22 protein-coding genes are annotated in these 26,132 nt (G+C 62.5%); 9 read left to right on the top strand and 13 right to left on the bottom strand.

Features of this window, described 5'->3' with window-relative positions:
* Positions 1–52 precede the first annotated feature (52 nt).
* The gene (locus DJFAAGMI_RS11515; RefSeq protein ID WP_211457243.1) at positions 53–901 is read left to right on the top strand and encodes an ABC transporter ATP-binding protein; all 849 of its coding nucleotides are present in this window, start codon (positions 53–55) and stop codon (positions 899–901) included.
* 8 nt (positions 902–909) lie between these two features.
* Positions 910–1,680, top strand: coding sequence for an ABC transporter permease (locus DJFAAGMI_RS11510; RefSeq protein WP_003050766.1), 771 nt, complete (start codon positions 910–912; stop codon positions 1,678–1,680).
* A gap of 101 nt (positions 1,681–1,781) precedes the next feature.
* Here the strand turns inward: DJFAAGMI_RS11510 and DJFAAGMI_RS11505 are convergent, their stop codons facing one another.
* Together DJFAAGMI_RS11505 and DJFAAGMI_RS11500 are read right to left on the bottom strand one after the other, a co-directional pair.
* The gene (locus DJFAAGMI_RS11505) at positions 1,782–3,479 is read right to left on the bottom strand and encodes a phosphoethanolamine transferase (protein ID WP_211457242.1); all 1,698 of its coding nucleotides are present in this window, start codon (positions 3,477–3,479) and stop codon (positions 1,782–1,784) included.
* 104 nt (positions 3,480–3,583) lie between these two features.
* Positions 3,584–4,765 carry an aminopeptidase gene (locus DJFAAGMI_RS11500; protein WP_211457241.1) on the bottom strand — a complete coding sequence of 394 codons (1,182 nt, stop codon included), beginning with the start codon at positions 4,763–4,765 and terminating at the stop codon, positions 3,584–3,586.
* A gap of 42 nt (positions 4,766–4,807) precedes the next feature.
* On the opposite strand from DJFAAGMI_RS11500, the gene DJFAAGMI_RS11495 reads away from it, so the two are divergent.
* The 3 genes from DJFAAGMI_RS11495 to DJFAAGMI_RS11485 all read left to right on the top strand — a co-directional run bounded on the left by DJFAAGMI_RS11495 (position 4,808) and on the right by DJFAAGMI_RS11485 (position 7,104).
* On the top strand, positions 4,808–5,425 hold the full coding sequence (locus tag DJFAAGMI_RS11495) for a hypothetical protein (RefSeq protein WP_043004021.1): 618 nt from the start codon (positions 4,808–4,810) through the stop codon (positions 5,423–5,425).
* Between the two features lie 75 nt (positions 5,426–5,500).
* Positions 5,501–6,772 carry an SAM-dependent methyltransferase gene (locus DJFAAGMI_RS11490; RefSeq protein ID WP_211457240.1) on the top strand — a complete coding sequence of 424 codons (1,272 nt, stop codon included), beginning with the start codon at positions 5,501–5,503 and terminating at the stop codon, positions 6,770–6,772.
* Positions 6,773–6,783: 11 nt separating this feature from the next.
* Positions 6,784–7,104, top strand: a complete 321-nt coding sequence (locus DJFAAGMI_RS11485) for a DUF1840 domain-containing protein (protein WP_211457239.1) — start codon at positions 6,784–6,786, stop codon at positions 7,102–7,104.
* A 73-nt stretch (positions 7,105–7,177) separates the two neighbouring features.
* On the opposite strand, the gene DJFAAGMI_RS11480 is transcribed toward DJFAAGMI_RS11485, so the two are convergent.
* The 8 genes from DJFAAGMI_RS11480 to DJFAAGMI_RS11445 form a co-directional block, all read right to left on the bottom strand.
* Entirely contained in the window at positions 7,178–8,167 is a 990-nt protein-coding gene (locus DJFAAGMI_RS11480; RefSeq protein WP_003073641.1) for a tripartite tricarboxylate transporter substrate-binding protein, read from the bottom strand.
* Between the two features lie 273 nt (positions 8,168–8,440).
* Entirely contained in the window at positions 8,441–9,688 is a 1,248-nt protein-coding gene (locus DJFAAGMI_RS11475; protein ID WP_211457238.1) for a phenylacetate--CoA ligase family protein, read from the bottom strand.
* Between the two features lie 160 nt (positions 9,689–9,848).
* The gene (locus tag DJFAAGMI_RS11470) at positions 9,849–10,688 is read right to left on the bottom strand and encodes an ABC transporter ATP-binding protein (RefSeq protein ID WP_003050780.1); all 840 of its coding nucleotides are present in this window, start codon (positions 10,686–10,688) and stop codon (positions 9,849–9,851) included.
* Positions 10,689–10,887: 199 nt separating this feature from the next.
* Positions 10,888–12,204: an ABC transporter substrate-binding protein gene (locus DJFAAGMI_RS11465; protein WP_211457237.1), complete on the bottom strand. Its 1,317-nt coding sequence runs from the start codon at positions 12,202–12,204 to the stop codon at positions 10,888–10,890.
* 167 nt (positions 12,205–12,371) lie between these two features.
* Positions 12,372–13,436, bottom strand: coding sequence for a branched-chain amino acid ABC transporter permease (locus DJFAAGMI_RS11460; protein ID WP_211457236.1), 1,065 nt, complete (start codon positions 13,434–13,436; stop codon positions 12,372–12,374).
* Between the two features lie 17 nt (positions 13,437–13,453).
* Entirely contained in the window at positions 13,454–14,383 is a 930-nt protein-coding gene (locus DJFAAGMI_RS11455; protein ID WP_211457235.1) for a branched-chain amino acid ABC transporter permease, read from the bottom strand.
* A 10-nt stretch (positions 14,384–14,393) separates the two neighbouring features.
* Positions 14,394–15,179, bottom strand: a complete 786-nt coding sequence (locus tag DJFAAGMI_RS11450; RefSeq protein WP_003073630.1) for an ABC transporter ATP-binding protein — start codon at positions 15,177–15,179, stop codon at positions 14,394–14,396.
* An 11-nt stretch (positions 15,180–15,190) separates the two neighbouring features.
* A complete protein-coding gene (locus DJFAAGMI_RS11445) occupies positions 15,191–17,128 on the bottom strand; it encodes an AMP-dependent synthetase/ligase (protein WP_211457234.1) in 1,938 nt (645 codons plus the stop codon).
* Positions 17,129–17,354: 226 nt separating this feature from the next.
* On the opposite strand from DJFAAGMI_RS11445, the gene DJFAAGMI_RS11440 reads away from it, so the two are divergent.
* The 3 genes from DJFAAGMI_RS11440 (at position 17,355) to htpG (ending at position 22,411) form a co-directional block, all read left to right on the top strand.
* Complete coding sequence (locus DJFAAGMI_RS11440) at positions 17,355–18,086, top strand: Crp/Fnr family transcriptional regulator (RefSeq protein WP_029158367.1); 732 nt, start codon at positions 17,355–17,357, stop codon at positions 18,084–18,086.
* A gap of 84 nt (positions 18,087–18,170) precedes the next feature.
* Positions 18,171–20,138: a pseudouridine synthase gene (locus DJFAAGMI_RS25060; RefSeq protein WP_249334154.1), complete on the top strand. Its 1,968-nt coding sequence runs from the start codon at positions 18,171–18,173 to the stop codon at positions 20,136–20,138.
* Positions 20,139–20,461: 323 nt separating this feature from the next.
* Positions 20,462–22,411: a molecular chaperone HtpG gene (gene htpG / locus DJFAAGMI_RS11430; RefSeq protein WP_211457233.1), complete on the top strand. Its 1,950-nt coding sequence runs from the start codon at positions 20,462–20,464 to the stop codon at positions 22,409–22,411.
* A 114-nt stretch (positions 22,412–22,525) separates the two neighbouring features.
* On the opposite strand, the gene DJFAAGMI_RS11425 is transcribed toward htpG, so the two are convergent.
* A complete protein-coding gene (locus DJFAAGMI_RS11425; RefSeq protein ID WP_211457232.1) occupies positions 22,526–23,734 on the bottom strand; it encodes an MFS transporter in 1,209 nt (402 codons plus the stop codon).
* Positions 23,735–23,753: 19 nt separating this feature from the next.
* Positions 23,754–24,248, bottom strand: coding sequence for a RidA family protein (locus tag DJFAAGMI_RS11420; RefSeq protein WP_211457231.1), 495 nt, complete (start codon positions 24,246–24,248; stop codon positions 23,754–23,756).
* 201 nt (positions 24,249–24,449) lie between these two features.
* Between DJFAAGMI_RS11420 and soxR the strand changes: the two genes are divergently transcribed.
* Entirely contained in the window at positions 24,450–24,917 is a 468-nt protein-coding gene (gene soxR, locus DJFAAGMI_RS11415; protein WP_211457230.1) for a redox-sensitive transcriptional activator SoxR, read from the top strand.
* Between the two features lie 6 nt (positions 24,918–24,923).
* On the opposite strand, the gene DJFAAGMI_RS11410 is transcribed toward soxR, so the two are convergent.
* A complete protein-coding gene (locus DJFAAGMI_RS11410; protein WP_211457229.1) occupies positions 24,924–26,132 on the bottom strand; it encodes an MFS transporter in 1,209 nt (402 codons plus the stop codon).

Genomic DNA, 26,132 nt, shown 5'->3' with positions numbered 1-26,132 from the left:
CATTGATTGATAGCTGGATGCGCTTGTGTGACAGGCGCTACAGCCTGTTTTTATGAAGTCATCAGATACAGAAGCTGCCCGGCCATTTGTCGAATTCAAAGACGTCTGGCTGGCCTATAACGAAGAGCTGCTGCAGGCCAACCACTTTGCGGTGGAGGCCATCGACCTCACGGTGCAGCGCGGCGAGTTCATCGCCATCGTCGGCCCTTCGGGCTGCGGCAAGTCCACTTTCATGAAGCTCACCACGGGCCTGAAGATGCCGTCCATGGGGCGCATCACGGTCGATGGCCAGCGCGTGACAGGGCCGCTCAAGATCTCGGGCATGGCGTTCCAGTCCTCTTCGCTGCTGCCCTGGCGCACCACGCTGGACAATGTGCTGCTGCCGCTGGAGATCGTGGAGCCGCACCGCTCGCAATTCAAGCAAAAGCGCAAGGAATACGAGGCGCGTGCCATAGAGCTGCTGCGCAAGGTCGGACTCGCGGGCTATGAACGCAAATACCCCTGGCAGCTCTCAGGCGGCATGCAGCAGCGCGCCAGCATCTGCCGCGCCCTGATTCACGAGCCGCAGATGCTGCTGCTCGACGAGCCCTTTGGCGCGCTCGACGCCTTCACGCGCGAAGAGCTGTGGTGCATTCTGCGTGACCTGCAGGCCGAGCAGAAGTTCAATGTGATCCTGGTCACGCATGATCTGCGCGAGAGCGTGTTCCTGGCCGATACCGTCTATGTGATGAGCAAAAGCCCGGGCCGCTTCGTGGTGCGCCGCGACATCGACCTGCCGCGCCCGCGCGACCTGGAGGTCACTTACACCCCCGAGTTCTCGGACATCGTCTACGAGCTGCGCGGCCATATTGGCGCCCTGCGCAAAAGCGGCGCCGACACTGCTGCAGCCATTCCTCAATAAGGCGCATCATGAAACATAGAAAAACCGCCGAGCGCTGGGCTCCCTGGCTGCTGTTGCTGCTGATCGTCCTGCTCTGGCAGATCATCTGCTCGGGCTTCGGCGTCTCGGAATTCATCTTCCCCAGCCCCTGGGCCATAGGCCATCAGCTCTATGAGTTTGCGGGCACGATTGCCATGCATGCCTGGCGCACCTATTGGGTGACGATGGCGGGCTTTGCGCTGGCGATCGTGGTGGGCGTGCTGCTGGGGTTTTTGATCGGCTCCTCGCGCCTGGCCTATGCGGCGTTCTATCCGCTGATGACGGCATTCAATGCTCTGCCCAAGGCCGCATTCGTGCCGATTCTGGTGGTCTGGTTCGGCATCGGCGCAGGCCCGGCCATTCTCACGGCCTTTCTGATCAGCTTCTTCCCCATCATGGTCAATATCGCCACGGGTCTGGCCACGCTGGAGCCCGAACTGGAGGATGTGCTGCGCGTGCTGGGAGCCAAGCGCTGGGACGTGCTGATCAAGGTCGGCCTGCCGCGTTCCCTGCCGTATTTCTACGGCTCGCTCAAGGTCGCGATCACGCTGGCCTTTGTGGGCACGACAGTCAGCGAGATGACGGCTGCCAACGAGGGTATCGGATATCTGCTGGTCTCCGCCGGCTCTTCCATGCAGATGGGCCTGGCCTTTGCGGGGCTGATCGTGGTGGGGGCCATGGCCATGGTGATGTACGAGCTGTTCAATCTGCTGGAGAAGCACACCACGGGCTGGGCGCGCCGCGGTTCTCAGGGCGAGTGATGCGCTGCTGCTGATCGCTGCCAGCGCAGCACCTGAAAACGAAGAAGGCCTGCCGGATTGTCCATCCGGCAGGCCTTTGTTTTGTGCTGCGCAGTCAATGCCTAGCTGGCCTTGCGGCAGCTGGCAAATGCATCCAGCGGCTGTTTGTAGGTCGGCGAGGTGACATCCATCAGTCCCATGACCGTATGGAACAGGTTGTCATGCGAGAGGGGCTGATCCAGTGTCTTGCTCAGGCAGTTCTGATTCAGGCCGGTACGAGCACCCAGCGTTCCCAGCCAGGCAATCATGGGTACATGTTTCTGATCATCGGGTGCCATGGCATAGGGCATGCCATGCAGATAGACACCGAGTTCGCCCAGCGACTCGCCGTGGTCGGACATGTAGAACATGCCGGTTTCAAACTGGCTTTGCTGAGTCTTGAGCCAGTCTATGGTCTGGGCCAGGAAATGGTCCGTGTAGCGAATGGAGTTGTCGTAGACATTGACCACGTTTTGCTGTGGGCAGCTGGACAGGGCATTGGTAGCGCATTCGGGTTTGAAGGCCTTGAGGTCTGGGGTGGAGCGCTTGAAGTACTCGGGGCCATGACTGCCCATCTGGTGCATGACCAGAACCAGACCCTTGGCGCGGCGCGCGGGGTCCAGTTTGGCGATGCGCTCGTCCAGGCCGGCGAGCAGCAGGGCATCCAGACACTCGCCATCCTGGGCGCACAGGGCCTTGCCGGCAGGCGTGTTCACACTGTCGGCGGTATCTGCCATGGGGATGCGCTTGCACACGCCTTTGCAGCCGGCCTGGTTGTCCACCCAAAGCACGGCCAGTCCGGCGGCCTGCAGCACGTCGAGAAGGTTGTCATGCTCGACCTTGGAGGCGTAAAAGCCTTCTCGGCCCAGGTTGGAGAACATGCAGGGCACCGATTCGCGGGTGCTGGTGCCGCAGGAGCGGGCGTTGCGCCAGCTCAGCACATCGCGCTTGGCCAGCTCGGGGTTGGTGTCCCGCTCATAGCCGTTGAGGCTGAAGTTCTTGGCGCGCGCCGTCTCGCCCACTACCAGCACCAGCAGCGGCGGTTTCTGGGCCGCCGCATAGCTGGCACCCAGGGCAGCGCCGCCCGTGATGCTGACAAAAGGCCGGGGCTTGTTGATCAGGGGATCCAGTGCCACAGAGGCTGCGGACAGCACGGGGTTGATCGGGTTGATCATGTAGCGCAGCCAAAGATTGTTGCGTACCACCGGGGCCAGATCGCGGTAGGACACGGCCAGGGAGGCGGCTATCAGGGCGATGCCGCTCAGCAGCAGCAAGGCGGTGCGCAGCATATTGCGCCAGGCGCTGCTGGCGCGTTTGAGCGGGGTTTTCCACAGCCAGATGGCAGGCAGGACGGCGATGATCAGCACGTCGGCCAGCAGCTTGATGCTGAAAAGGTCCGAGCTTTCGCGGGCATCGGTCTGCAGAATGTTGTGGATCATGCCCTTGTCCATCACGGTGCCGTAGCTGACCATGAAGTACTGGGAACTGGCCGCCACCAGGAGCAGTGCAACCCAGAACGGCTTGGTAAAGCGGGGCCAGGCGAACAAGGAGGTCAGCAACAGGCTGGCGCCCAGCACCAGCGGCGCAACCCGCATGGCCAGCATGAGCAGGCTGCCTTGATAGCCATCCAGAGAGGGCAGGCGCAGCCACAGTGCCCAGTTGGCGGTCAGCGTCAGCCATACGGCCAATGCCAGAGCGATGAACTGAGGGGTGCGAGGTTGAAAAAGCCCCTTGAAAAAGGGTGCAGAAACAGAGTCTTGGGTAGCCACGGCAGACGGCAAAAAAAAAGGTATCGGATAAGTCTGGCGGGACTTTCTTAAAAAGCGCTGAAGCCTCCTACATGGTTAACCCTTGTAAATAATTGTTTTATGTCAGTCTGAAGTGTTTATTGGCACTGAGCCGCTGTTTTCGCCGTTTCTCCCCATTGGGCGCATAGCCGCTGCTTGCGCTCTTCAGCGGGCAGGACCGACAGATCGCGCATCTGCGCATAGAAGCTGCGCCAGGTTTCTCGGGTGGCCGGGCCATCGCCGCGCAGCTGCAGCCACCAGCTGGTCATGGCGGGGACCCAGTCATCGTAGGCAGCCAGGGCGCCGAAGCTGGCGTTATTGGCCTGCGCCACCCATTCATCGGTCTGGGCCAGGCGCCGCTCATACTGCTCGCGCAGGGCTGGGCTGGTCAGCAGGGGCTCGTCAGTGGCGATCCATTGCGCTCTGAGCTGTGCATAAGTGCTGCGAAATTCTTCAAAGACCTTGCTTTTGATGGCGGGCAGCGATTGTGCATCAACCGGCTGGGTGCCTTCCGTCTTGTAGACCTGTTGCAGGCGTTGGCGGGCCTCGCGTGTCAGCTGCTGCCAGTGCTTGCGTCGCTGCAGGCCTTGCTGCCAGCGTTGTTGTGTGGCGGCGCTGGCATGGCCCTGCAGCCATAAAGGCGTGGCCATGCGTTCCACCGTGGTGGCAAAGGACTCGTTGAAGGCCGTGTCGTTCTTCACATACAGCAGCTGGTGGGCCAGCTCATGGAACAGCAGACCGGCGAAGTCGCCTTCCTGCCAGGAGGTGAAGGTGCTGAGCAGGGGGTCGCCGCCCAGCCAGTTCAGATAGCCAAGCGTTGAGTAGGCCGGCACGCCATAGACGCTGGTCTCCAGCCCTTGGGCCTGAAGCCTCAGCGCTTCTGCCTGCGCGCCTTCCTTGCTGAAATAGCCTCGGTAGGCAATGCAGCCGGTGATGGGAAAGCACCACTGGTGCATCTCCAGGCTGTAGGCCGGGGCTGCCACGACGTTCCAGACTGCAAACGGACGTTGCAGCTGGGCATAGCGGGTGTAGCTGGCGTTGTCGGGCAGGGCCAGCTCCTGGCTGGCAAAGCGGCGCATCTGCTGTGCGGTCTGCAGGCGCTGACGCAGCGCCGCAGAGGTACTGTCCTCGCTCAGCCAGTCTTCGACGGGCCGCGCGGCCTGAAGAATCTGCATCTGGCCCTTGAAGCCCTGCCAGTAATAGCCGGCGCTGCTGCAACCCGTCAGGCCTGCAATTGCGACGCTAATTCCCAGCAAAGCCCTCAGGCTGACTACACTCATCCTTTTTCTCATTGCGCTTGTCCGCCTGTCTGGTTTCGCTTCATGGATTTTCTAACGCTCGCCATCATTGTCACCACCGTGCTCTACGTGCTCAAGAAGCAGGAGCAGCGCCAGCACACCCAGCTTCTGGCCCAGCACCTGGCACGCTTTCAGATCGAGAAGCTCATGGCCAACCTGATGGAAGGGTATCTGCGTGTCATCGGCGAGAAGGATGCCCAGCGACGTGAACAGATCTGGCCCGTGCTGGCCAATACCGAGAGCAGCCTGGTGAGCCAGTTTCAGCGCTTTGCGGAAGAATTCGCCACCTTGCCGGCCGAGCAGACACGCGCCAGCACCCTGCCGCTGGCGCTGCCCTATATGACCCGCGTTCTGCCATCGGCCACCATGGATGTGCGCGAGGCCATGAAGCTGCATGCCCAGGCGCTGGCGGCTGCCCGCGTGGGTGATGCGGCCGACGAGGAAGAGCGCAAGCGCCGTGCCTTCACCATGACGGCCGAGCTGATGCTGATGCAACACACTTGCCACTGGTTCTGCCGCAGCCGCACCGTTGCCTCCATGCGCTTGCTGGCGCGGCACAAGACGGCCTATGAGCAGGTGCTGCAGTCCGTGGCCCCTGGCACTCTCAAAGCCTACGAAAAGCTGATGCAGGCCAGCAACTGAGGTCCTGTCAGACCCAGGGCCGTTCGGGGGTTGGAGAAGTTTCCCGTCTTGACCCTGCCATAGTCGATGTGAACAATGGTTTTCATGAAAAACCTGTTGAGCACATTGGAGCCGCTGCTAGCAAGACTTCCTGTGACGGCATCGGTAGAACTTCCATCGGGCGAGCGCATCGGGTCTGAACACAGTGCGGTGCAGCTCATTTTTCGCTCCCCCAAGGCCCTGGCGGCGCTGCTGGACGGCCAGATCGGCTCGATCGGCTCGGCCATCGTCGAGGGGTGGGTGGAGGTCAAGGGCAGCTCCCGCGACATCATGGCTGCTGCGGCCGGGCTGCTGCGCGGCGATCCGATCAGCCACGCGCCCTCATGGCTGGGGCAGACGGTTTCCAAGGCCAGGTCACTGGCCATGCACACGCTGACGCGCGATGCCGAGCAGATTCAGTTTCACTACGACCTCTCCGACGACTTCTATGCGCTGTGGCTGGATCCGCGCCGCGTCTATTCCTGTGCCTACTACAAGGAGCAGGGCATGAGTCTGGCCCAGGCGCAGGAGGCCAAGCTCGATCACATCTGCAAAAAGCTCAAGCTCCAGCCTGGCGAGCGCTTCTGGGACATCGGCTCCGGATGGGGTGGGCTGATCTTCTGGGCGGCAGAGCATTACGATGTTCAGGCCCATGGCATCACGCTGTCGCGCAACCAGTTCGATCATGTGCAGCGCCTGATTGCCGAGAAGGGTCTGCAGGGCAAGGTTCAGGTCGAGTTGCGCGATTACCGGCAGATGGGTGATGTGGAGCCGTTCGACAAGATCGGCTCGGTCGGCATGTTCGAACATGTGGGCAGCGCCAATCTGCAGGAATACTTCGACACCATTTACTCCATGCTCAGGCCCGGCGGACTGGCATTGGTCCACGGCATCACGGCGGGCGGGGTCAGCAATGTGGAGCTGGGCGCCGGCATGGGCGAGTTCATCAACCGCTACATCTTTCCCGGTGGCGAGCTCATGCATGTCAGCCGCGTGCTGCATGACCTGGCTGCCAGCGGGCTGGAGATGGTGGACACCGAGAACCTGCGCCCGCACTATGCGCGCACGCTCTGGGCCTGGTCGGATGCGCTGGAGGCCCGGCTGGGTGAGGCACAGGCCCTGTTGCAGGCCCAGTATGACGAGGAGAAAGCCGTCAAGGCGCTGCGTGCCTACCGCCTCTATCTGGCGGGGTCGGCCATGGGCTTCGAGCATGGCTGGATTGCGCTGCATCAGATGCTGTGCTGCAAACCCGATGGCGATCTGCGCAGCGGCGCGATGACCGGTGCGCAGAGCGGCTATCCTTTTAACCGCGAATACATCTACCGTTGAAGGAACCGCTCATGCCCTACAAATTCAAATCGCGTGCCACGGCAGACCTCATCATGCTGGACGCCAACGGACGCAAGCTGCTGGAAATCATCGGCAAGTCGCCCGACGAGGTGCACGGCATCATCACCGTGGAGCAGATTCCGGCCGCCATTGCTGCGCTGGAGGCTGCTTCTGCCGAAGAGGCCGCCAGGCGCAAGCAGCCGGAAGACGATGCGCAGGACGAGGATGCGGCGCCTGCGAGTCAGGACAGCGTGGCCCTGGGCCAGCGCATCGTGCCTTTTGTCGACATGCTCAGGCGCAGCGCGGCCGATGGCAAGGAAGTGACCTGGTAAGTCCCGCCACCTTCTGGCCGCCCCAACAAAAAAAGCCTGCAGATGCAGGCTTTTTTGACGAGCTTGCGCCCTATCAGTCGGCGTAGATGCCGGCGGCCTTGATGACCTTGCCCCACTTGGCGATTTCGGATTCCACAAACTTCTTGTGGCCGGCAGGGTTGGTGCGGTCATCCGTGGCAATCACGGCACCCAGGGCTTCCTGGCGCTTGATGAACTCGGGGTCCTTGAGCGAAGCCTTCATGGCTTCGTTGATCTTCTGCACCACATCGGCAGGCGTGCCCTTGGGTGCGTACAGACCGTGCCAGATGGTCACGTTGAAGTCCTTCAGGCCCAGGGACTGCAGCGTAGGCAGGTCCTTGAGTGCAGGCGTGGTCAGCGGCTTGGCCGTGGTCACGGCATAGGCCTGAACCTTCTTGGCGGCAATCTGCGAAGTGGTGTTGGTGGTCTGGTCGCACAGCAGGTCCACCTGGTTGCCCATCAGATCGGCAATCGCAGGAGCCGCACCCTTGTAGGGCACAGGCGTCATATCCTGCTGCAGCGATGCCTGGAACATCAGGCCGCACAGGTGCGAGGCGGAGCCCACGCCGGCGTTGGCCAGATTCACCTTGCCCTGGTTCTTGCTGACCCAGTCCTTGACTTCGGCGAAGTTCTTGGCGGGCAGGGTGGGGCGGCCGATCAGTGTCATGGGCACATCATTGATGATGCCGGCGTACTCAAAGTCGTTGAGCACGTTGAAGGACAGCTTGCGGTACAGCGTCGGGATGGTGGACATGCCGATATGTGTCAGTAGCAGCGTGTAGCCGTCATTGCGTGCACGTGCGGCCTTGGCCGTGCCAATCGTGCTGCCGGCACCGTCGGCGTTGTCGATCACGATGGTGGCGTTGTTCAGCTGCTTGCGCATGGATTCGGCGAGGTCGCGTGCCACCTTGTCGGTGGGGCCGCCTGCCGTGAAAGGCACGATGATCGTGATCGTCTTGCCAGCTGCTGGGTAGCTGTCGGCATGGCTGCTGATGGCGGCGGTGGCGGCCAGAGCGATGGTGGCGATCTTGAAAATAGTTTTCACAGTGTCTCCCTAAAAATAATGTGCAAGCAGACCAGGACGGTTGGCTTGTCGTGACGTAAAGCCGGATTCTAGGGAGCGCTAATCTGTGGGGTTTTTGTTATTTTCTAAGTGTTATCCCTTGATGGAGCTGGGGATCACATTGCATTTGCGCTAAAGCAAGCCGGTGAGGTGTCGCGAATTGGCGACAGCTGCGGCGGAGTTTGGCATCAAGCCGTAGCCGTCGCGCAAAAGCCTGACGGCCGCAGAGCCGGCTGTCAGCCGCTCTGCGGAGCTTCATTGGTAGGAGCGTGCGTCCTCGATCACCTTGCCGTCGTTGGGCAGGCTGCCGGGGGCCACCATCTGTACCTCGCCGCGCAGCTTGGTGACCTCGCGCAAGGCATCGATCACCTGCAAGGCAAAGCCCGGAGAGGTCTCCGTGGTTTCCACGAGCAGCTGCATCTGGTCGTTGGCCATCTCGCCGGTCACCACCAGTCTGGCCCTGGCGATCTGCGGGAAGCGCTTGACGACCTCGGCCACCTGTTTGGCATGCACGAACATGCCGCGTACCTTGGTGGTCTGGTCGGCGCGGCCCATCCAGCCCTTGATGCGGGCATTGGTGCGGCCCGTAGGGCAGGTTCCCGGCAGATAGGCCGAGAGGTCGCCCGTGCCGAAGCGGATCAGCGGATAGTCGGGGTTGAGCGTGGTGATGACCAGCTCGCCCACCTCGCCTTCGGCCACGGGGTCGCCGGTGCCAGGACGCACGATCTCCACGATCACGCCTTCGTCTAGCACCAGGCCTTCGCGGGCGCTGGTTTCATAGGCAATCAGGCCCAGATCAGCGGTGCCATAGCTCTGGTAGGCATCGATGCCATGTTCGCGCATCCATTGGCTGAGCGAGGGCGGGAAGGCTTCGCCGCTGACCATGGCCTTGGTCAGGCTGGGCAGCTTCACCCCCATCTCCTGGGCTTTTTCCACAATGATTTTCAGAAAGCTGGGCGTGCCCACATAGGCGGCTGGTCGCAGATCGGCCATGGCCTGCACCTGCTGCTCGGTCTGGCCCGTGCCGCCCGCAAACACCGTGCAGCCCAGGGCCTGGGCTCCGGTTTCCATCATCGAGCCTGCGGGCACAAAGTGATAGCTGAAGCAGTTGTGCACCAGCTCGCCCGATCGGAAGCCTGCCGCGTACATTGAGCGGGCCATGCGCCAGTAATCGGTGCGACGGCTTTCGGGTTCGTAGATGGGGCCGGGGCTTGCAAACAGTCTGGGCATGTCGTGGCCCAGGCCAATGGCATTGAAGCCTCCGAAGATCTGGCGCGGTCGCTGCGCAGCCTGGCGTTCCAGCAGTTCGCTCTTGCGGGTGACGGGCAGCTGGGCCAGTGCGCTGCGGTTCGTGATGCTTGTCGCATCCACGCCCTTGAGGATCTCGGCAAACGCAGCCGAGCGCTGCTGGGCATGGGCGATCTGCGCGGGCAATGCAGCCATCAATGTCGCTTCGCGCTCATCAGGGCTGCGTATTTCCAGGGAGTCGTAGAAGTCACTCATGGCAAATCCTGTAGGGAAAATTCAAGCGGTAAGGGTGTAGCCTTTGAAACTGGCGAAATCCATGAAAGAGGCAACGAGCAAGAGCCTTGGCGGCCCCGCCGCCTCGCGGCGAGGTTGCCGTCCCCTCTGAGGAAGCGGCGAAACCGCTCAGGGGGAGTTTTCAGGCCAGCCAGCGCTTGCGGCGCTTGTAGCTTTTCACGTCCTTGAAGCTCTTGCGTTCGCCGCCGCCCACGCCCAGGTAGAACTCCTTGACGTCCTCGTTGCTGGCCAGATCCTTGGCGGAGCCGTCCATGACGATGCGTCCGCTCTCCATGATGTAGCCGTAGTCGGCGTACTTGAGCGCCATGTTGGTGTTCTGCTCGGCCAGCAGGAAGGTGACTTTTTCCTTGCTGTTGAGGTCTTTGACGATGTGGAATACCTCATCCACGATCTGCGGGGCCAGGCCCATGGAGGGCTCGTCGAGCAGCACCATGCGCGGGTTGCTCATCAGCGCGCGGCCGATGGCGCACATCTGCTGTTCGCCGCCCGAGGTGTAGGCGGCCTGGCTGGTGCGCCGGGTCTTGAGGCGCGGGAAGTAGTTGTAGACCTTCTCGAGATTGGCGGCAATCTCGCCCTTGTCGGTGCGCGTGTAGCTGCCGGTGAGCAGGTTCTCCTCGATTGTCAGGTGGGCAAAGCAGTGGCGCCCTTCCATGACCTGGACCACTCCGCGCTTGACGAGTTCGGCCGGCGAGAGGTTGGCGATCTGCTCGCCCTCCAGAGTGATGCCGCCCTTGGTGACTTCACCGCGTTCACCCTTGAGCAGATTGGAGATGGCGCGCAGCGTGGTGGTCTTGCCCGCGCCGTTGCCGCCCAGCAGGGCCACGATGCTCTGGTGCGGCACTTGCAGAGAGACGCCCTTGAGCACCAGGATCACATGGTTGTAGATGACCTCGATGCCATTGACTTCCACCAGGGGCGTGGCCTGCGGGGAAGTGGAAACTGTGTGCGCGTTATCGGTCATGCGGTCACCTGGTAACTCAAAATAGATAGCTGTAAGCGCTTTGTAGGTAAGCGATTGAGGCTGATTTTTAATCCGGTTGCGGCGAGGCGAGCCTTGGTCAGAGACATCAGGCAGGGCCGATGCCGGCCGCTTGCCTCGCAGCGGGGATGTCGCCCCCTCAGGCGCTAGGCGCCAGTGAGGGGGACGGCGCGAAGCGCACTCAGGGAGTGCAGGTCCTTACCTTGACGTTCTTTTCCTTGGCGTACTTGTCCGCGAACTCCTTGTAGAGCGGATCGACCATGGACTTGTCGGCCTGGTACCAGTCGGAAGTCACCTTGAACTTGGCGCCGTCCCAGGTGGCAATACGCGCCCAGTCGGCGCCCAGGTGGTTTTCGCAGCTGGTCTTGAAGGGGCGGATGATCTTGCCGAAGCCCAGCTCGTTCAGGCGTTCCTGCGTCATGTTCAGGTTCTCCAAGCCCCAGCGCACCTGCTCGGGTGTCATGACCTTGCCCTTGCCGAACTTCTCCTGTGCGGTGCGGATGGCTTCGACCTGCAGCATGGAGATCACCATGCCGCGGGTATGTGCCAGCTGACCCAGCTCCTTGGCGTCCTTGGCCGTGCCCTGACCCTTGTCGTAGAGCATGGACTTGATGTCGCCATGCACCTTGTCGCTTTCGGCCGTGTTGTGGATGGTCACCGTGTTGTAGCCCTTGGCGCCGGCACCGATGTCCTTGACGTCATGGTCGGAGCCGCCCCACCACACGGCATACATCTTCTCGCGGGGGTAGCCTGTGGCCTGTGCTTCACGCACGGCCGTGGGTGTCATCACGCCGGCCGACCACAGCAGCACATAGTCGGGACGGTTCTGGCGAATCTGCAGCCAGGTGGATTTCTGTTCCACACCGGGGGCGGTCACGGGCAGCTTGATCAGCTCGAAACCTTCCTTGGCAGCGCGCTTTTCCAGCAGCGGAATCGGCTCCTTGCCGTAAGGCGAGTCGTGATAGACGAGGGCAATCTTCTTGCCCTTGAGGCTGCCTTTTTCCTTCTTCAGGATGTCCTGCACGATGGAGTCCGCGGCGGTCCAGTAGTTGCCCAGCAGCGGGAAGTTCCACTCGAAGACCTTGCCGTCCACGGACTGGGACAGGCCGTAGCCCGGAGTGACCACCGGCACCTTGTCCCCAGGGGCCTTGTCGGTCACGGCAAAGGTGATGCCGGTGGACTGGGTGTCAAAGCCTGAGGCACCGCCGTCCTTGTTCTTCAGGCGCTCGTAGCATTCCACGCCCTTGGCCGTGTCGTAGGCGGTTTCGCATTCCTCGAACTTGATCTTCACGCCGTTGATGCCGCCCTTGGCGTTGACCAGCTTGAGGTAATCCTGCTTGCCGTCTGCCCATGGAATGCCCAGGGGCGCGAACTGGCCTGTGCGATACACCAGCAGGGGCACAAACTGCTCCTGAGCCTGAGCGGCCGGAGAAGCCATCAAGGCTCCCATGCCTGCAGCAACAGCAGCGGCAGCAATCGCAACTTTCTTGAACATCATCGACTGTCTCCTTGGGTTGTATGGGACGCTGTCCCGGTTGCAGGCACTCTGCGGTGTCTTGAAGAAAAGAATACTGAGGTAGCTCAACGGTCCATGAACCTGCATGACTCGCTGCGCGGCATCGAACAAAGGTGCCGACTCGCAGCGTTTCAGCAGATGCTTCATGCTCAATGCGGGAACGGCCAGACACGCAGCTTCTGACGGGCCGTGGCCCAGAGCTTGGCCAATCCGTGGGGTTCCACAATCAGGAAGAACACGATGAGCGCACCAAAAATCATGTGCTCAAGATAGGTTGCCGTGGCCGTTGACAGTGGCAGCCCCAGCCAGTGGGGCACCTGGTTGAGCAGCAGCGGCAGCAGCACGAAGAAGGCGGCGCCGAAGATGCTGCCCACCACAGAGCCCAGGCCGCCGATGATGATCATGAACAACAGCTGCAGCGAACGATCCAGGCTGAAGGCAGCGGGTTCCCAGGCACCCAGGTGGACAAAGCCCCAGAGCGCACCGGCCACGCCGACGATGAAGCTGCTCACGGCAAAGGCCGAGAGCTTGGCGTAGGTGGGGCGGATGCCGATCACGGCAGCCGCCACGTCCATGTCGCGCATGGCCATCCATTCACGTCCTACCGAGCTGCGCACCAGATTCTTGGCGGCCAGGCCGAGCAGGCACAGGATTGCCAGGCAGAGTAGGTATTTCTCCATGGGCGTGTCGATGGCCCAGCCCAGAATGGCCAGCGGCTTGGCGCTGACGGAGCCGGACGAGGAGTTGTTCGTCACCCAGGCCGCACGGGTCGCCAGCCAGTCCACAAAGAACTGGGCGGCCAGCGTGGCCACGGCCAGATACAGGCCGCGAATGCGCAGGCTGGGCAGGCCGAACACCACGCCGAACACCATGGCCACCAGGCCGCCGCCGATCAGCGCCACCAGCAAGGGCATGCCTTCGATGCGAGCCTGGAGGTTGTAGGCCGCATAGGCTCCCACGGCCATGAAGGCGGCCGTTCCCAGTGAGATCTGGCCGCAGTAACCGACGAGGATGTTGAGACCCAGCGCCGCCAGCGACATGATGACAAAGGGAATCAGAATCGCCTGGAAGGTGTAGTCGCTGGCAATGAAGGGGATGGCCAGGAAGGCAAAGGCCAGGATCAGCAAGATGACCCAGCGGTCCTGGGCGACGCCGAAGATCTGCTGGTCTGCCACATAGCTGGTCTTGAACTGGCCGTTTTCACGATAAAACATCTGTCAGTCCTCCGGCCTTAAACGCGGTCAATGATTTTGTCGCCGAACAGACCCTGGGGCCGTACCAGCAGGAAGCAGAGGGCCAGACCATAGGCAAACCAGGTCTCGATGCCGCCGCCCACCATGGGGCCGATATAGACCTCGGAGAGTTTCTCGCCCACGCCGATGATCAGGCCGCCGATGATGGCGCCGGGCAGCGAGGTCAGGCCGCCCAGAATCACCACGGGCAAAGCCTTCAGGGCCACCAGCGACAGCGAATACTGAACGCCCAGCTTGCTGCCCCAGATGATGCCGACGACCAGAGCCACGCCGCCGGCCACCGACCAGACGATGACCCAGATACGCGACAGCGGAATGCCGATGGACTGCGCGGCCTGGTGGTCGTCGGCCACGGCACGCAGGGCGCGCCCGGTCTTGGTTTTCTGAAAGAAGATGCTCAGGCAGATCACCAGAATGGCGGCGATGCAGGCCGCATACAGGTCTTCCAGGCTGATCATCACACCGCCCTGAAACAGGCTGTCCATGATGAAGACGGGGTCCTTGGGCATGCCGACGTCAATCTTGTAGACCTCGCTGCCAAAGACCATGGGGCCCAGGCCGTCGAGCAGATAGGCAATGCCCAGCGTGGCCATCAGCAAGGTGATGGGCTCCTGATTGACCAGATGGCGCAGGGCCAGCCGCTCGATCACCCAGGCCACGCCCACCATCAGGGTCAGAGTGACGACGATGGCCAGCAGGTTGCCGACGAGACCGGGCTCCATGCCCAGCCAGCCGGGAATCCATTGCGAGAAGCGCGCCATGGCCAGGGCCGAAAACAGCACCATGGCGCCTTGCGCAAAGTTGAAGACGCCCGAGGCCTTGAAGATCAGCACGAAACCGATGGCGATCAGTGCGTACAGCGTGCCCACCATGAGGCCGCCGAACAATGTCTCTAAGAAAAATCCCATGACTGCTCCTTCAGTGGCCAGCGCCCAGGTAGGCGCGGATCACGTCTTCGTTGTTGCGTACTTCATCGGGAGCGCCGTCGCCGATTTTCTTGCCGTAGTCCAGCACCACGACACGGTCTGAGATGTCCATGACCACGCCCATATCGTGTTCGATGAGCACGATGGTGGTGCCGAACTCTTCGTTCACATCGAGGATGAAGCGGCACATGTCCTGCTTCTCTTCCACGTTCATGCCGGCCATGGGCTCGTCCAGCAGCAGCACCTGCGGCTCCATGGCCAGGGCCCGGCCCAGGTCAACGCGCTTTTGCAGGCCGTAGGGCAGCTGGCCCACGGGAGTCTTGCGATAGGCCTGGATCTCGAGGAAGTCGATGATGTGCTCGACGAACTCGCGGTGCTGCATTTCCTCGCGTTGTGCAGGGCCGATGCGCAGTGCCTGCATGAGGATGTTGCTCCTGATCTTGAGGTTGCGGCCGGTCATGATGTTGTCGATCACGCTCATGCCCTTGAACAGCGCCAGGTTCTGGAAGGTGCGTGCGACACCCATCTCGGCCACCTGGCGGCTGTTCATGTGGCTGAAGGTCTGGCCGCGAAAGGTGATGGAGCCTTCGGACGGCGTGTAGACGCCGTTGATGCAGTTGAGCATGGAGCTCTTGCCGGCGCCGTTGGGGCCGATGATGGAGCGGATCTCGTGCTCTTTGACATTGAACGAGATGTCGGTCAATGCCTTGACGCCGCCGAAGCGCAGGCTGATGTTCTTGATATCCAGGATCACGTCGCCGCTGGTTCTTGTATTCATGAAAATTCCTCTCAGGCGGCAGCCTTGGCCGAAGCCGGGTGGCGCTTGGCGTCGACGATGGTCAGCGTGGCGCTGACGCTGCCGGTGCGACCGTCCTCGAACTTCACCAGGGTCTCGATGAACTGCTGCTGCTTGCCGGTGTAGAGCGCCTCCACGAGCACGCCGTACTTGTCTGCGATGAAGTTGCGGCGCACCTTGCGGGTGCGGGTCAGCTCGTCGTCATCGGGGTCGAGCTCCTTGTGCAGCACCAGAAAGCGCGCCACCTGGGTGTCGGCCATGCCGGGCTCGCTGGCCAGATCGGCATTGACCTTGTCTATGCATTCGGCCACCAGCTCCAGCACCTTTGCCTTGCTGGCCAGGTCCACATAGCCGCCATAGGGAAGGCCCTGGCGCTCGGCCCAGTTGCCAACGGCTTCGTAGTCGATGTTGATGAAGGCGCAGACCTCGTCCTTGCCATGGCCGAAGCACACGGCCTCCTTGATATGCGGGAAGAACTTGAGCTTGTTTTCGATGTAGTTGGGCGCAAACATGGCGCCGCGGCTGGTCTTGCCCACGTCCTTGGCTCGATCGATGATGCGCAGCTGGCCGTTGGCGTCGATCACGCCGGCATCGCCGGTATGGAAGTAGCCGCTGGCGTCGATCACTTCGGCCGTGGCATCGGGGCGTTTGTAGTATTCCTTGAGCACGGACACGCCCTTGACCAGCACCTCGCCGTTGTCGGCAATCTTGAGCTCGATGCCTGGCGCCGCCTGGCCCACGCTGGAGAGTTCCACCTGACGGTCACGCTGCAGGCAGACATAGGCGCAGGTCTCGGTTTGCCCATAGAGCTGCTTGAGGTTGATGCCGATGGAGCGAAAGAAACGGAACAGCTCCGGTCCGATGGCGGCACCTGCCGTGTAGGCCACGCGGATGCGCGACAGACCCATGGCGTTACGTAGCGGTCCATAGATGAACAGGCTGCCCAACTGGTATTTGAGGCGATCCAGGAGTGCGACGTTCTTGCCGTCCAGAATGTCCGAGCCTACGCGGCGCGCCACTTCCATGGCCTTGGCATACATCCACTGCTTGAGCGGCGACGCATCTTCCATGCGGATCGAGACCGAGGTCAGCATGCCTTCGAAAATGCGTGGCGGCGCAAAGTAGTAGCTGGGCCCGATTTCGCGCAGATCGATGGCGATGGTCGAGGCGGATTCGGGGCAGTTGATGGTGAAGCCCGCCACCAGCCATTGCGCAAACGAGAACAGATGGTCTCCCACCCAGGCCGGCGGCAGATAGCAGATCACATTGTCCGAAGCATTCAGGCCATCGGTCTGCACGCCGCCGCGGGCGGATTCGCCAAAGCTGGCATGGGTCTGGCACACCCCCTTGGGCTTGCCCGTGGTGCCCGAGGTGTAGAGGATGACCGAGACATCGTCCGGCGAGACGGCCTGGACCATGGCCTCATAGGCTCCCGCGTGCTGCGCATCCCACTCCTTGCCCTTGGCCAGCAGCTCCTCGGTGCTGATGAGCCCCGGCTGATCGTACTTGCGCAGGCCGCGCGGGTCGTCATAGATGATGTGGCGAATGCCTGGCACGCTCTCGCGCACTTCCAGCAGCTTGTCCACCTGCTCCTGGTTCTCGGCGAAGGCAAACGCAATCTCCGCGTCTTCCATCACAAAGCGCATCTCCACGGCCACGGCATCCTGGTACAGCGGAATGGGCACGGCGCCGCAGGTCTGCACGGCCAGAAAGCCCATGTAGACATGGGGCCGGTTGTCGCTGATGAAGGCCAGGTTCTGGCCGCGTTCAAGCCCCAGCGCGCGCAGGCCGCAGGCCATGTGGCGCACGGCCTGCGCGGCTTCGCGCCAGCTCCAGCTTTGCCAGATGCCGTATTCCTTCTCGCGCAGGGCGGGCGCATCGGGGCGTTCTGTCGCGTGCTTGAGCAGCAGTTGCGGGAACGTGGTTGTCATGCCTGATCCTCTTGGTTGGGGGCGGAGCCGCAGCGGCTACCCTTCACGAAAGTCTTGCAGGCATGCTATGGGTGACTTTGACGTCAGGATGTCTGTTTGACGACAATCTGAGGGAAAGTCTGCATAGTGGAAATCCGCTGTAACAAATGCTGCTGAAAATGGCGCATTTGCTGCCTCGTGGAAATCCCGCTGTTGCGCCAGCGCGGCTTTGGCAATGCTGCTGGGCATGAGTCAAGAACTGTCCCTGCACCAAAGGCGGCGCAAGCCTTTGAGCTCAGAACTCGATGGAATTCCCTGGTGGCCTGTCCTGCTGCCGCTGGAGCGTGAAAATGTGGCGCGCGTGCTGCTTGTCGGTGATGCCGAGCCCGGTGACTATGTCTGCCGCACCGGTCGTCCGCCTACCTACTGGTTTGGGGTGGTCGACGGCCTGCTCAAGATGAACACCGAAAGCGCCGACGGCGTCAGCATGACGCTGGCCGGGTTGCCGCCCGGCGGCTGGTTCGGCGAAGGCACGGTCATCAAGCGCGAGCCCTATCGCTACAACGTGCAGGCCATCCGCAGGAGCGTGGTGGGCGGTCTGCCCATAGACATGTTCCACTGGCTGCTCGACCACTCCATAGGCTTTAACCGGTTTGTGATGAATCAGCTCAACGAGCGACTGGGGCAGTTCATCGCGGCGCGCGAGATCGACCGCATGAGCAATCCCGATCTGCGCGTGGCGCGCACCCTAGCCGCCTTGTTCAACCCCTTGCTCTACCCCGGTGTGGGGCAGATTCTGCGCATCACCCAGCAGGAGCTGGCCAATCTGGTCGGCCTCTCGCGCCAGCGTGTGAACGAGGCCTTGTCCGTGCTGCAGCGCGAGCGCGTGATCCAGATCGAATATGGCGGCCTGCGCGTGCTGGACCTGGAGGCGCTACGCCATGGCGAGTTCTGCGCGTCGCGCAAGGCGCTTGCCTGAGGCCCGTCCTATAACCTAGCCCCGCGCTGGAATTGTGGATAACTCTCGCCTCGCGCCCGCGCGTCGCGAGACAATTACGCCCAAATGTCAGTCAAACCTCCTAAAGAGTCCGGCGCCCCAGGTTCCGGCAATTCCTCCGCGCCCTCCGATGCATCGTCGGCGCGCCCTGTTTTGCGTGCACCGGCCAAGCCTGCCAAGGCGGAAAAGCCGGCGGCAGCCCGCGGCCCCCGGCCCGCAGGCGGCTCCGAGCGCGGCCCGCGCGGCGAAGGCGCTCGCGGTGAGCGTGGCGCACGCCCTCAGCGTGAGCGCGACGAGCGCCCCCGTGCTTCCGGCTTTGGTCGCCCCGATGGCGGCCGCCCTGCTCGTGACGACGGTGAACGTCGCGGCGGCTTCTCGCAGCGCGACGAGCGTCGCCCCCGCGCCGATCGCGATGACCGCTTTGCCGAAGGCGGCGAGCGTCGCTTTGGCGGCGGTGATCGCGGCTTCAGGCCCTACGGCGAGTCGCGTGATGGTGATCGTGGCGGCGAGCGCCGCGAGTTCCGTCCCCGTGATGACCGCCGTGATGACCGCCCTCAAGGCGGCCGTGACTTTGGTGACCGTCCACGTTCGTCCGGTTTTGGCCGCCCCGACCAGGGCCGCTTTGAGCGCTCCGAAGGTGCAGAGCGTCGTGAATTCCGTCCGCGTGACGACCGCCGTGATGACCGTCCGCAAGGCGGCCGTGACTTTGGTGACCGTCCACGTTCGACCGGTTTTGGCCGTCCCGACCAGGGCCGCTTTGAGCGCTCCGAAGGTGGCGAGCGCCGTGAATTCCGTCCTCGTGACGGCGAACGTCGTGGCGGTGATCGCTTTGAAGGCCGCCGTGATGAGCGTCCTCAAGGCCGTGACTTTGGTGACCGTCCGCAAAACCGCGGTTCTGGTCGCCCAGATCGCTCCGAAGGTGGCGAACGCCGCGAATACCAGTCCCGTGATGGTGAGCGCCGTGGTGGCGATCGCCCGCAAGGCCGCGATTTTGGTGATCGTCCACAGAACCGTGGCTATGGTGACCGTCCCGAAGGCCGCTCCTTTGATCGTGGTGACCGTCGCGGTGATGAACGCCGCAACGACGAGCGCCGTGGCGAACGCCGCGACGAGCGTGGTGGCGAGCCTGAAAAGCGTCATATCCCCGGCTCGTTTGTGTCGGAGGCCACACGCCGCCCGACGACGGGCATCCGCACCTACCGTCCCGCTGCCGATGGCTCGGACCGCGCAATTCCCGTCAAGCGCGCACCCGAAGCCGAAGCGCGCCAGGACGACCGTCCCGGTGCTGTGCGCATCAACAAGCGCATTGCCGATATGGGCCTGTGCTCGCGTCGCGAAGCCGATGAATGGGTGGAAAACGGCTGGGTCACGGTCAACGGCGAAGTCGCAACCATGGGTCAGAACGTGGTGCCCGGCGACAGGATCGAGATCGACCAGAAGGCTCAGGACCGCCAGGACCAGCAGGTCACCATCCTGCTGAACAAGCCCATGGGCTATGTCAGCGGTCAGGCCGAGGACGGCCATGAGCCCGCCGTGGTGCTGATCACCAACGAGAACCGCTGGAACGAAGACCGCAGCAAGACGCGCTTCAACTTCAGCCAGCTCAAGGGCCTGGCTCCCTGCGGCCGTCTGGATATCGACTCCGTGGGTCTGCTGGTGCTGACGCAGGACGGCCGCGTGGCGCGCCAGATCATTGGCGAGGACTCGGAGGTCGACAAGGAATACCTGGTGCGCGTGACCTTTGGCGACCGCGACGTGGATGTGCAGTCCGTCTTCCCCGAAGAGAAACTGGCCTTGCTGCGCCACGGCCTGTCGCTGGACGAGCAGCCGCTCAAGCCGGCCCAGGTGGACTGGCAGAACCCCGAGCAACTGCGCTTTGTGCTGACCGAAGGCAAGAAGCGCCAGATTCGCCGTATGTGCGAGCAGGTCGGCCTCAAGGTCGTGGGCCTCAAGCGCATCCGTATCGGCGGCGTGACTCTGGGCAATCTGCCCACCGGCCAATGGCGCTATCTGGCTCCACACGAGAGTTTCTAAGCTCCCCCTGAGGCGCCTTGCGCCTTCCCCTCTCTCGATGCGTTGCATCGGGAGTGGGACGATGCCTTCGTCGGGGCGGCCCCCGCCGCGAGGCGGCTCTTGCTCGGCATCTCTGACGTGTAGTTCGACAGTTTTTTGAGTGAAATTGGCCTCTGGTTCTTTATTTATGAGCGCAAGTAGCTATTCTTTTTGAATAAGCGCTTGCGCTTTTTTCTTGCCCGAATAGCCCTTGAAATATCAGGGGCAGGCCCTAGCTATGACTGCGAATCGCCTTGAGAGGATCTCCGGGCGGCTTTTGATTTCAGTTTTTCGCTCACAAAGACATGACAAAGCAAACCCATTCCTTCCAGGCCGAAGTGGCCCAGCTGTTGCACCTGGTCACGCATTCGCTGTATTCCAACCAGGAAATCTTCCTGCGCGAGCTGATCTCCAATGCTTCGGATGCTTGCGACAAACTGCGCTTTGAAGCGCTGGGCGACGCCAGCCTCTACGGCGATCAGCCCGAGCTGGAAGTGCGCGTTTCCTTTGACAAGGCTGCCCGCACGCTGACCATCACCGATACCGGCATCGGCATGAGCGAGCAGGAAGCCATTGACAATCTGGGCACCATTGCCAAGAGCGGTACCAAGGCTTTCATGGAAAAGCTCAGCGGCGACCAGAAGGCCGACTCGCAGCTGATCGGCCAGTTCGGCGTGGGCTTCTACTCGGGCTTCATCGTTGCCGACAAGATCACCGTAGAAACCCGCCGCGCCGGTGCGCCGGCATCGGCCGGCGTGCGCTGGATCAGCGGCGGCACGGGCGACTTCGAGATCGAGCAGATCGAACGCGCCCAGCGCGGCACCAGCATCATCCTGCACCTGCGTGACGACGCCGAGGAGTTTCTCAACGGCTACAAGCTCAAGCAGGTCATCTCCAAATACTCCGACCACATCAGCCTGCCCATCCTGATGGAAAAGGAGGAGTGGAAGGAAGGCGAGAACGATCAGCCCGGCGAGATGGTCAAGACCGGCGAATGGGAAACCGTGAACAAGGCCAGCGCCCTGTGGACCCGCGCCAAGAAGGACATCACGGAAGAGCAGTACAAGGAGTTCTACAAGGCCATCAGCCATGACTTCGAGGACCCGCTGACCTGGAGCCACAACCGCGTCGAAGGCAATACCGAGTACACGCAGCTGCTCTATATCCCCGCCAAGGCCCCGTTCGACCTGTACCAGCGTGACAAGCATGCCGGCATCAAGCTCTATGTGAAGCGCGTCTTCATCATGGACGACGCCGAGGCGCTGATGCCCCAGTACTTGCGCTTTGTGAAGGGCGTGATCGACTCTGCCGATCTTCCGCTGAACGTGAGCCGCGAGTTGCTGCAGGAAAGCCGCGATGTGCGCCTGATCCGCGACGGCTCGGCCAAGCGCGTGCTTTCGATGCTGGAAGACCTGGCACGGCATGACAGGCATGAAGCAGCGGCCGAGGCTGCGGATGGCGTGCAGGATGTCGTCAGCGAAGAGGACAAGGCCAAGGAAGGCAAGTTCACGCAGTTCTACAACGAGTTCGGTGCCGTGCTTAAGGAAGGGCTGGGTGAGGACTTCGGCAACAAGGAACGCATTGCCAAGCTGCTGCGCTTCGCCACCACCACGCATGAAGGTCTGAACACATCGTTTGCCGACTACAAGACACGCATGAAGGAAGGTCAGGACGCGATCTACTACATCACGGCCGACACCCTGGCTGCGGCCAAGAACAGCCCGCAGCTCGAAGTGTTCAAGAAGAAGGGCATCGAAGTCCTGCTGATGACCGATCGCGTGGACGAGTGGGCGCTCAACTATCTGCAGGACTTTGACGGCACGCCGCTGCAGTCCGTGGCCAAGGGCGCCGTGGATCTGGGCAAGCTGCAGAACGAGGAAGAGAAGAAGGCCGCCGAGGAAGCTGCCGAAGCCTTCAAGCCCGTGCTGGCCAAGCTCAAGGAAGCACTCAAGGACCGTGCCGAAGACGTGCGCGCCACCAGCCGTCTGGTCGACTCGCCCGCCTGCCTGGTGGTCAGCGACGGCGGCATGAGCCTGCAACTGGCCCGCCTGCTCAAGCAGGCCGGCCAGGCCGCGCCCGAATCCAAGCCGGTGCTGGAAGTGAACCCCGATCACGCCCTGGTCAAGAAGCTGGACGGCTCCGTCCACTTCAACGATCTGGCCCAGATTCTGTTCGACCAGGCCGTGCTGGCCGAGGGCGGCATGCCCGAGGATCCGGCGGCTTATGTCAAGCGTGTGAACGCGCTGTTGGCCTGAGCGGTTCGTTCTCCCCGATAAAAATCCCCGCAGAGTGAAGTGCTCTGCGGGGATTTTTTCATGATTTCTGGCTGTATCGCTTATGGGTAGGGCGCTAACAGCTATCAAAATTGATTAGCTGCGTGAACGTGCAAGCAGGTTGCGATCCCAGAGCACCATGGTCAGGGTGAGCAGTCCCAGCAGGCCGCCCATGAGACTGGTGCCGGTCCAGCCATGTGCCAGCCATGCCCACGAGCCCAGGGCAGAGCCAAGGGAGGCGCCGAGGAAGTACGTGGTCATATAGACGGCATTGATGCGCGAGCGGGCCTCGGGCGCCAATGCGTAGACCACGTTCTGGTTGCTGATGTGCAGGGCCTGAAGGGCGCCGTCGACCACCAGCAGACCCAGCAGAAACCACCAGATGCTGCTGCCGCCCAGCCACAGGCACAGCCAGCCCAGCAGCATCAGAATGGCGCCGGCCAGCGTGGCGGACTGCTCCAGTCCCTTGTCGGCCATGCGTCCGGCCACGTTGGCCATCAGTGCGCCGGCAATGCCCACGATGCCGATCAGGCCGATCATCAGATCCGAGAGTTCAAAGCCCGGCCCGGCCAGCAGCAGCGCCATGGTGGAGAACAGCACGCTCACGGTGGCAAAGCCGGTGCCGCCAATCAGCGCACGGCTGCGCAGGCGCGGATGCCGGCGCAGCAAGTCTCCCAGGGACTTCATGACTGCGCCATAACTGACGGGAGCGGCGGGAGCCGCCTTGGGCAGGGCCCGTGCCAGCAGCACGGCCATGAAGGCGGTGCTGATGGCCCCCACCCAGTAGACGGTACTCCAGCCGCCCAGATCGGACAGAATCCCCGCCACGCTGCGCGAGGCCAGAATGCCGATCAGCAGGCCGCTCATGACCAGGCCGACGGCACGCCCGCTGGCGCCGGGGGCGGCAAAGGTGGCGGCCATGGGCACCAGCACCTGGGCGGCCACCGAGAACACGCCGGCCATCAGGGTGCCGGCGGCGAGCAGCGCGAAGCTGCCCGCCAGACCGCTGATGCCCGACAGCAGCATGCCGCAGGCGGCCAGCAGCATCAGGGTCAGAACCAGGCGGCGGCGCTCCAGCATATCGCCCAGGGGCACCAGAAACAGCAGTCCCAGGCCATAGGAGACCTGGGCCATGGTCACGGTGCTGGAGGCCTGGGCATCGCTGATCTGCAAATGCCGGACCATGGAGTTGAGCAAGGGCTGATTGAAATAATTGGCTCCGGCGCACAGACCGCAGGCCGTGGCCATGAGCAGCAGGGTGGTTCTGGAGAGGACTGGGGTGGCCGCTGGTGTTGTGGTTTTCATGAGGCGCTCAGGTGCAGGGTCAGGCGGGAATGGCGGCTTTGGCGTCCATCGCCATGGGCAGGGCCGCCGTGGCCTCGACCTCGATCAGCATGCCGGGCAGGGCCAGCTTGGGCACGGGAATCAGCGTGCAGGCCGGAAAGCGCGGCCGTCTGTCGCCGGGCTCGCCGCTGCCCCAATGCTGTCTCACTGCGCTTTGCCAGTGCTCGAAGCGCTCCAGCGAATGATCGACGATGAGCACGGTGAGCTTGAGCACATGGCCCATGTCCGCGCCACCGGCGGCCAGGGCGGTCTTGATATTGGCAAGAGCCTGCGCAGCCTGCAGGGCAAAGCTGTCTGGCAGCTCGGCCAGGGCGTTTTCTCCGCCCTGGCCCGAAACGAAGAGCCAGCGCAGCGGCTCCTGGACGGTGACCACATGGGTGTATCCGTTGGGTAGGCTGTCATAGAGACCGGCGGGCTGCAGGAAACGCGGTTGAGGGGCGGGGGCTTGGGCAATGAAACTGGGCTTGGCGTCCATGAAAGTCTTTCAGGCAAGGCTTGTCCGGCAGGGCCCGCGAGCAGCAGGCCTTTGTTCCGGAAGCTGCTGGAATTGTTCAACCTCAACTAAGCTTGAGGTCAAGAGGTTTGTATGACCACACAGGATTGCGGTCATGGCAGCCAGGCAGGGACAAAGGGAAAGCAGCGGGAGATGACTGTGCAGTGTGAAGAGACTGGCGATATGAATGGATGCGGAAGCGGCCTGGTTGCCGAGGCTGAGGGAATGCCGGATCTCAGTGTGGGAGAGGTCGCCAGCCGCAGCGGGGTGGCGGTATCGGCCCTGCATTTCTATGAGAAGCAGGGCTTGATCGAGAGTGCGCGCACTGCGGGCAACCAGCGCCGCTATGCGCGAGCGGTGCTGAGACGGGTGGCTGTGATCAAGGTAGCTCAGCGCATGGGCGTGCCCCTGGCCGAGATCGCGCAGGCACTGGCCCATCTGCCGGCCAACCGCGTACCCGGCAAGGCCGACTGGAGTCGCCTGTCCTCGCATTGGCAGGCACAGCTCGATGCACGCATTGCCATGCTGACCCAGCTCAGGGATCAGCTCGACTCCTGCATAGGCTGCGGCTGCCTGTCTCTGCAGGCCTGCCCGCTGCGCAACGACCAGGACTGTCTGGCGGCGCAAGGGGCCGGCCCGCATTTCAGATAGCCGGGCCTACTGGCGCGGAACGGGCAGCACGCGTGCCCTTGCGCTGATGACGCCCAGCAGTACCGACAGCAGGCCCAGACAGGCACAGAAGGCTATCAGTGCGCCTGTCAGCCCGATATGGTCGGACAGCCAGCCCATGCCCAGGATTGGGACGATGGTGCCTACATAGCCCACCACCAGATAGGTTGAAAGCAGGCCCGTGCGGTTAGCGGGCTTGGAGACCTTGTTGACCACGGCCATGCCCGAGAGGTTGCACAGCGCATGACCGCAGGACATGCTCAGCACACTCAGTGCGAAAAGCCATGGCGAGCCGGCAAACAGATTGAGAACCAGCAGGGCATTGGTCGCCGCCAGGGCGAAGAAGCCGATGATGATCAGCCGCTTGGTGGGATAGGGCCGGGCAATCAGCTGGATGCCGGCCGACAGAAACAGGATGACGCCGATGGACAGGCCCGAGACCGCAGGTCCATGCCAGGGCAGCATCTGGGCCATGAAGCTGGGGGCCATGGCAGCAAACAGGCTGAACATGCCGAAGGCGGAAAACGCCGCCATGCACCCCAACGCATAGTGGTAGAGAAAAGGCTTGCGCGGCTGGGAGATGCTGGGCAGAACATCTTTCAGCGTCAGGCCGGGCGCGCTATGCACGGGCGTAGTGGCCATCGGTAGCTGGACCTTGAACAGCGCATGGATGCCTAGAAAGCTCAGTGCGATGGGCGGCAGATAGCTGCTGACCAGGGGGAATGGCACCCATTGCGCCATCAGGCCGCCAACCACGGGCCCCAGGCCGAAGCCGAAGGCAATCGTCAGGCTGGTGGTTGCAGCCGCACGCTGCAGGTCCCCCTTGTTATTGAGCTGGGTCATGCCTATGGAGGCCGAGGTGGTGATCAACCCCGAGGCCAGGCCGATGATGAAGCGGGAGGCACCCAGGCTCCAGGCATTCCAGGACAGGGCCGAGCCGATGACGCCCACGGTCATCACCATCAGCCCCAGGCGCAGCACTTTGAGAAAACCGAAGAGGTTGGTCAGACGGCCCAGAAACAGCAGGCTGATCAAGGCGCCCAACATATAGGTCACGAAAATCTGCGTGATATGGCTGGGCTGCAGCCCCCAGGCCTGCTGATAGAGCGGGTAGAGCGGGCTGGCAAGCGCTGTTCCCATGACGCCGACGCACATGGAAAAGCACACCCAGGCATAGGGACTCAGACGGGATTGCAT

The sequence above is a fragment of the Comamonas brasiliensis genome (assembly GCF_018292285.1).
Lineage (GTDB): Bacteria > Pseudomonadota > Gammaproteobacteria > Burkholderiales > Burkholderiaceae_C > Comamonas > Comamonas brasiliensis.
This window is presented reverse-complemented; position numbering and strand designations above follow the sequence as displayed.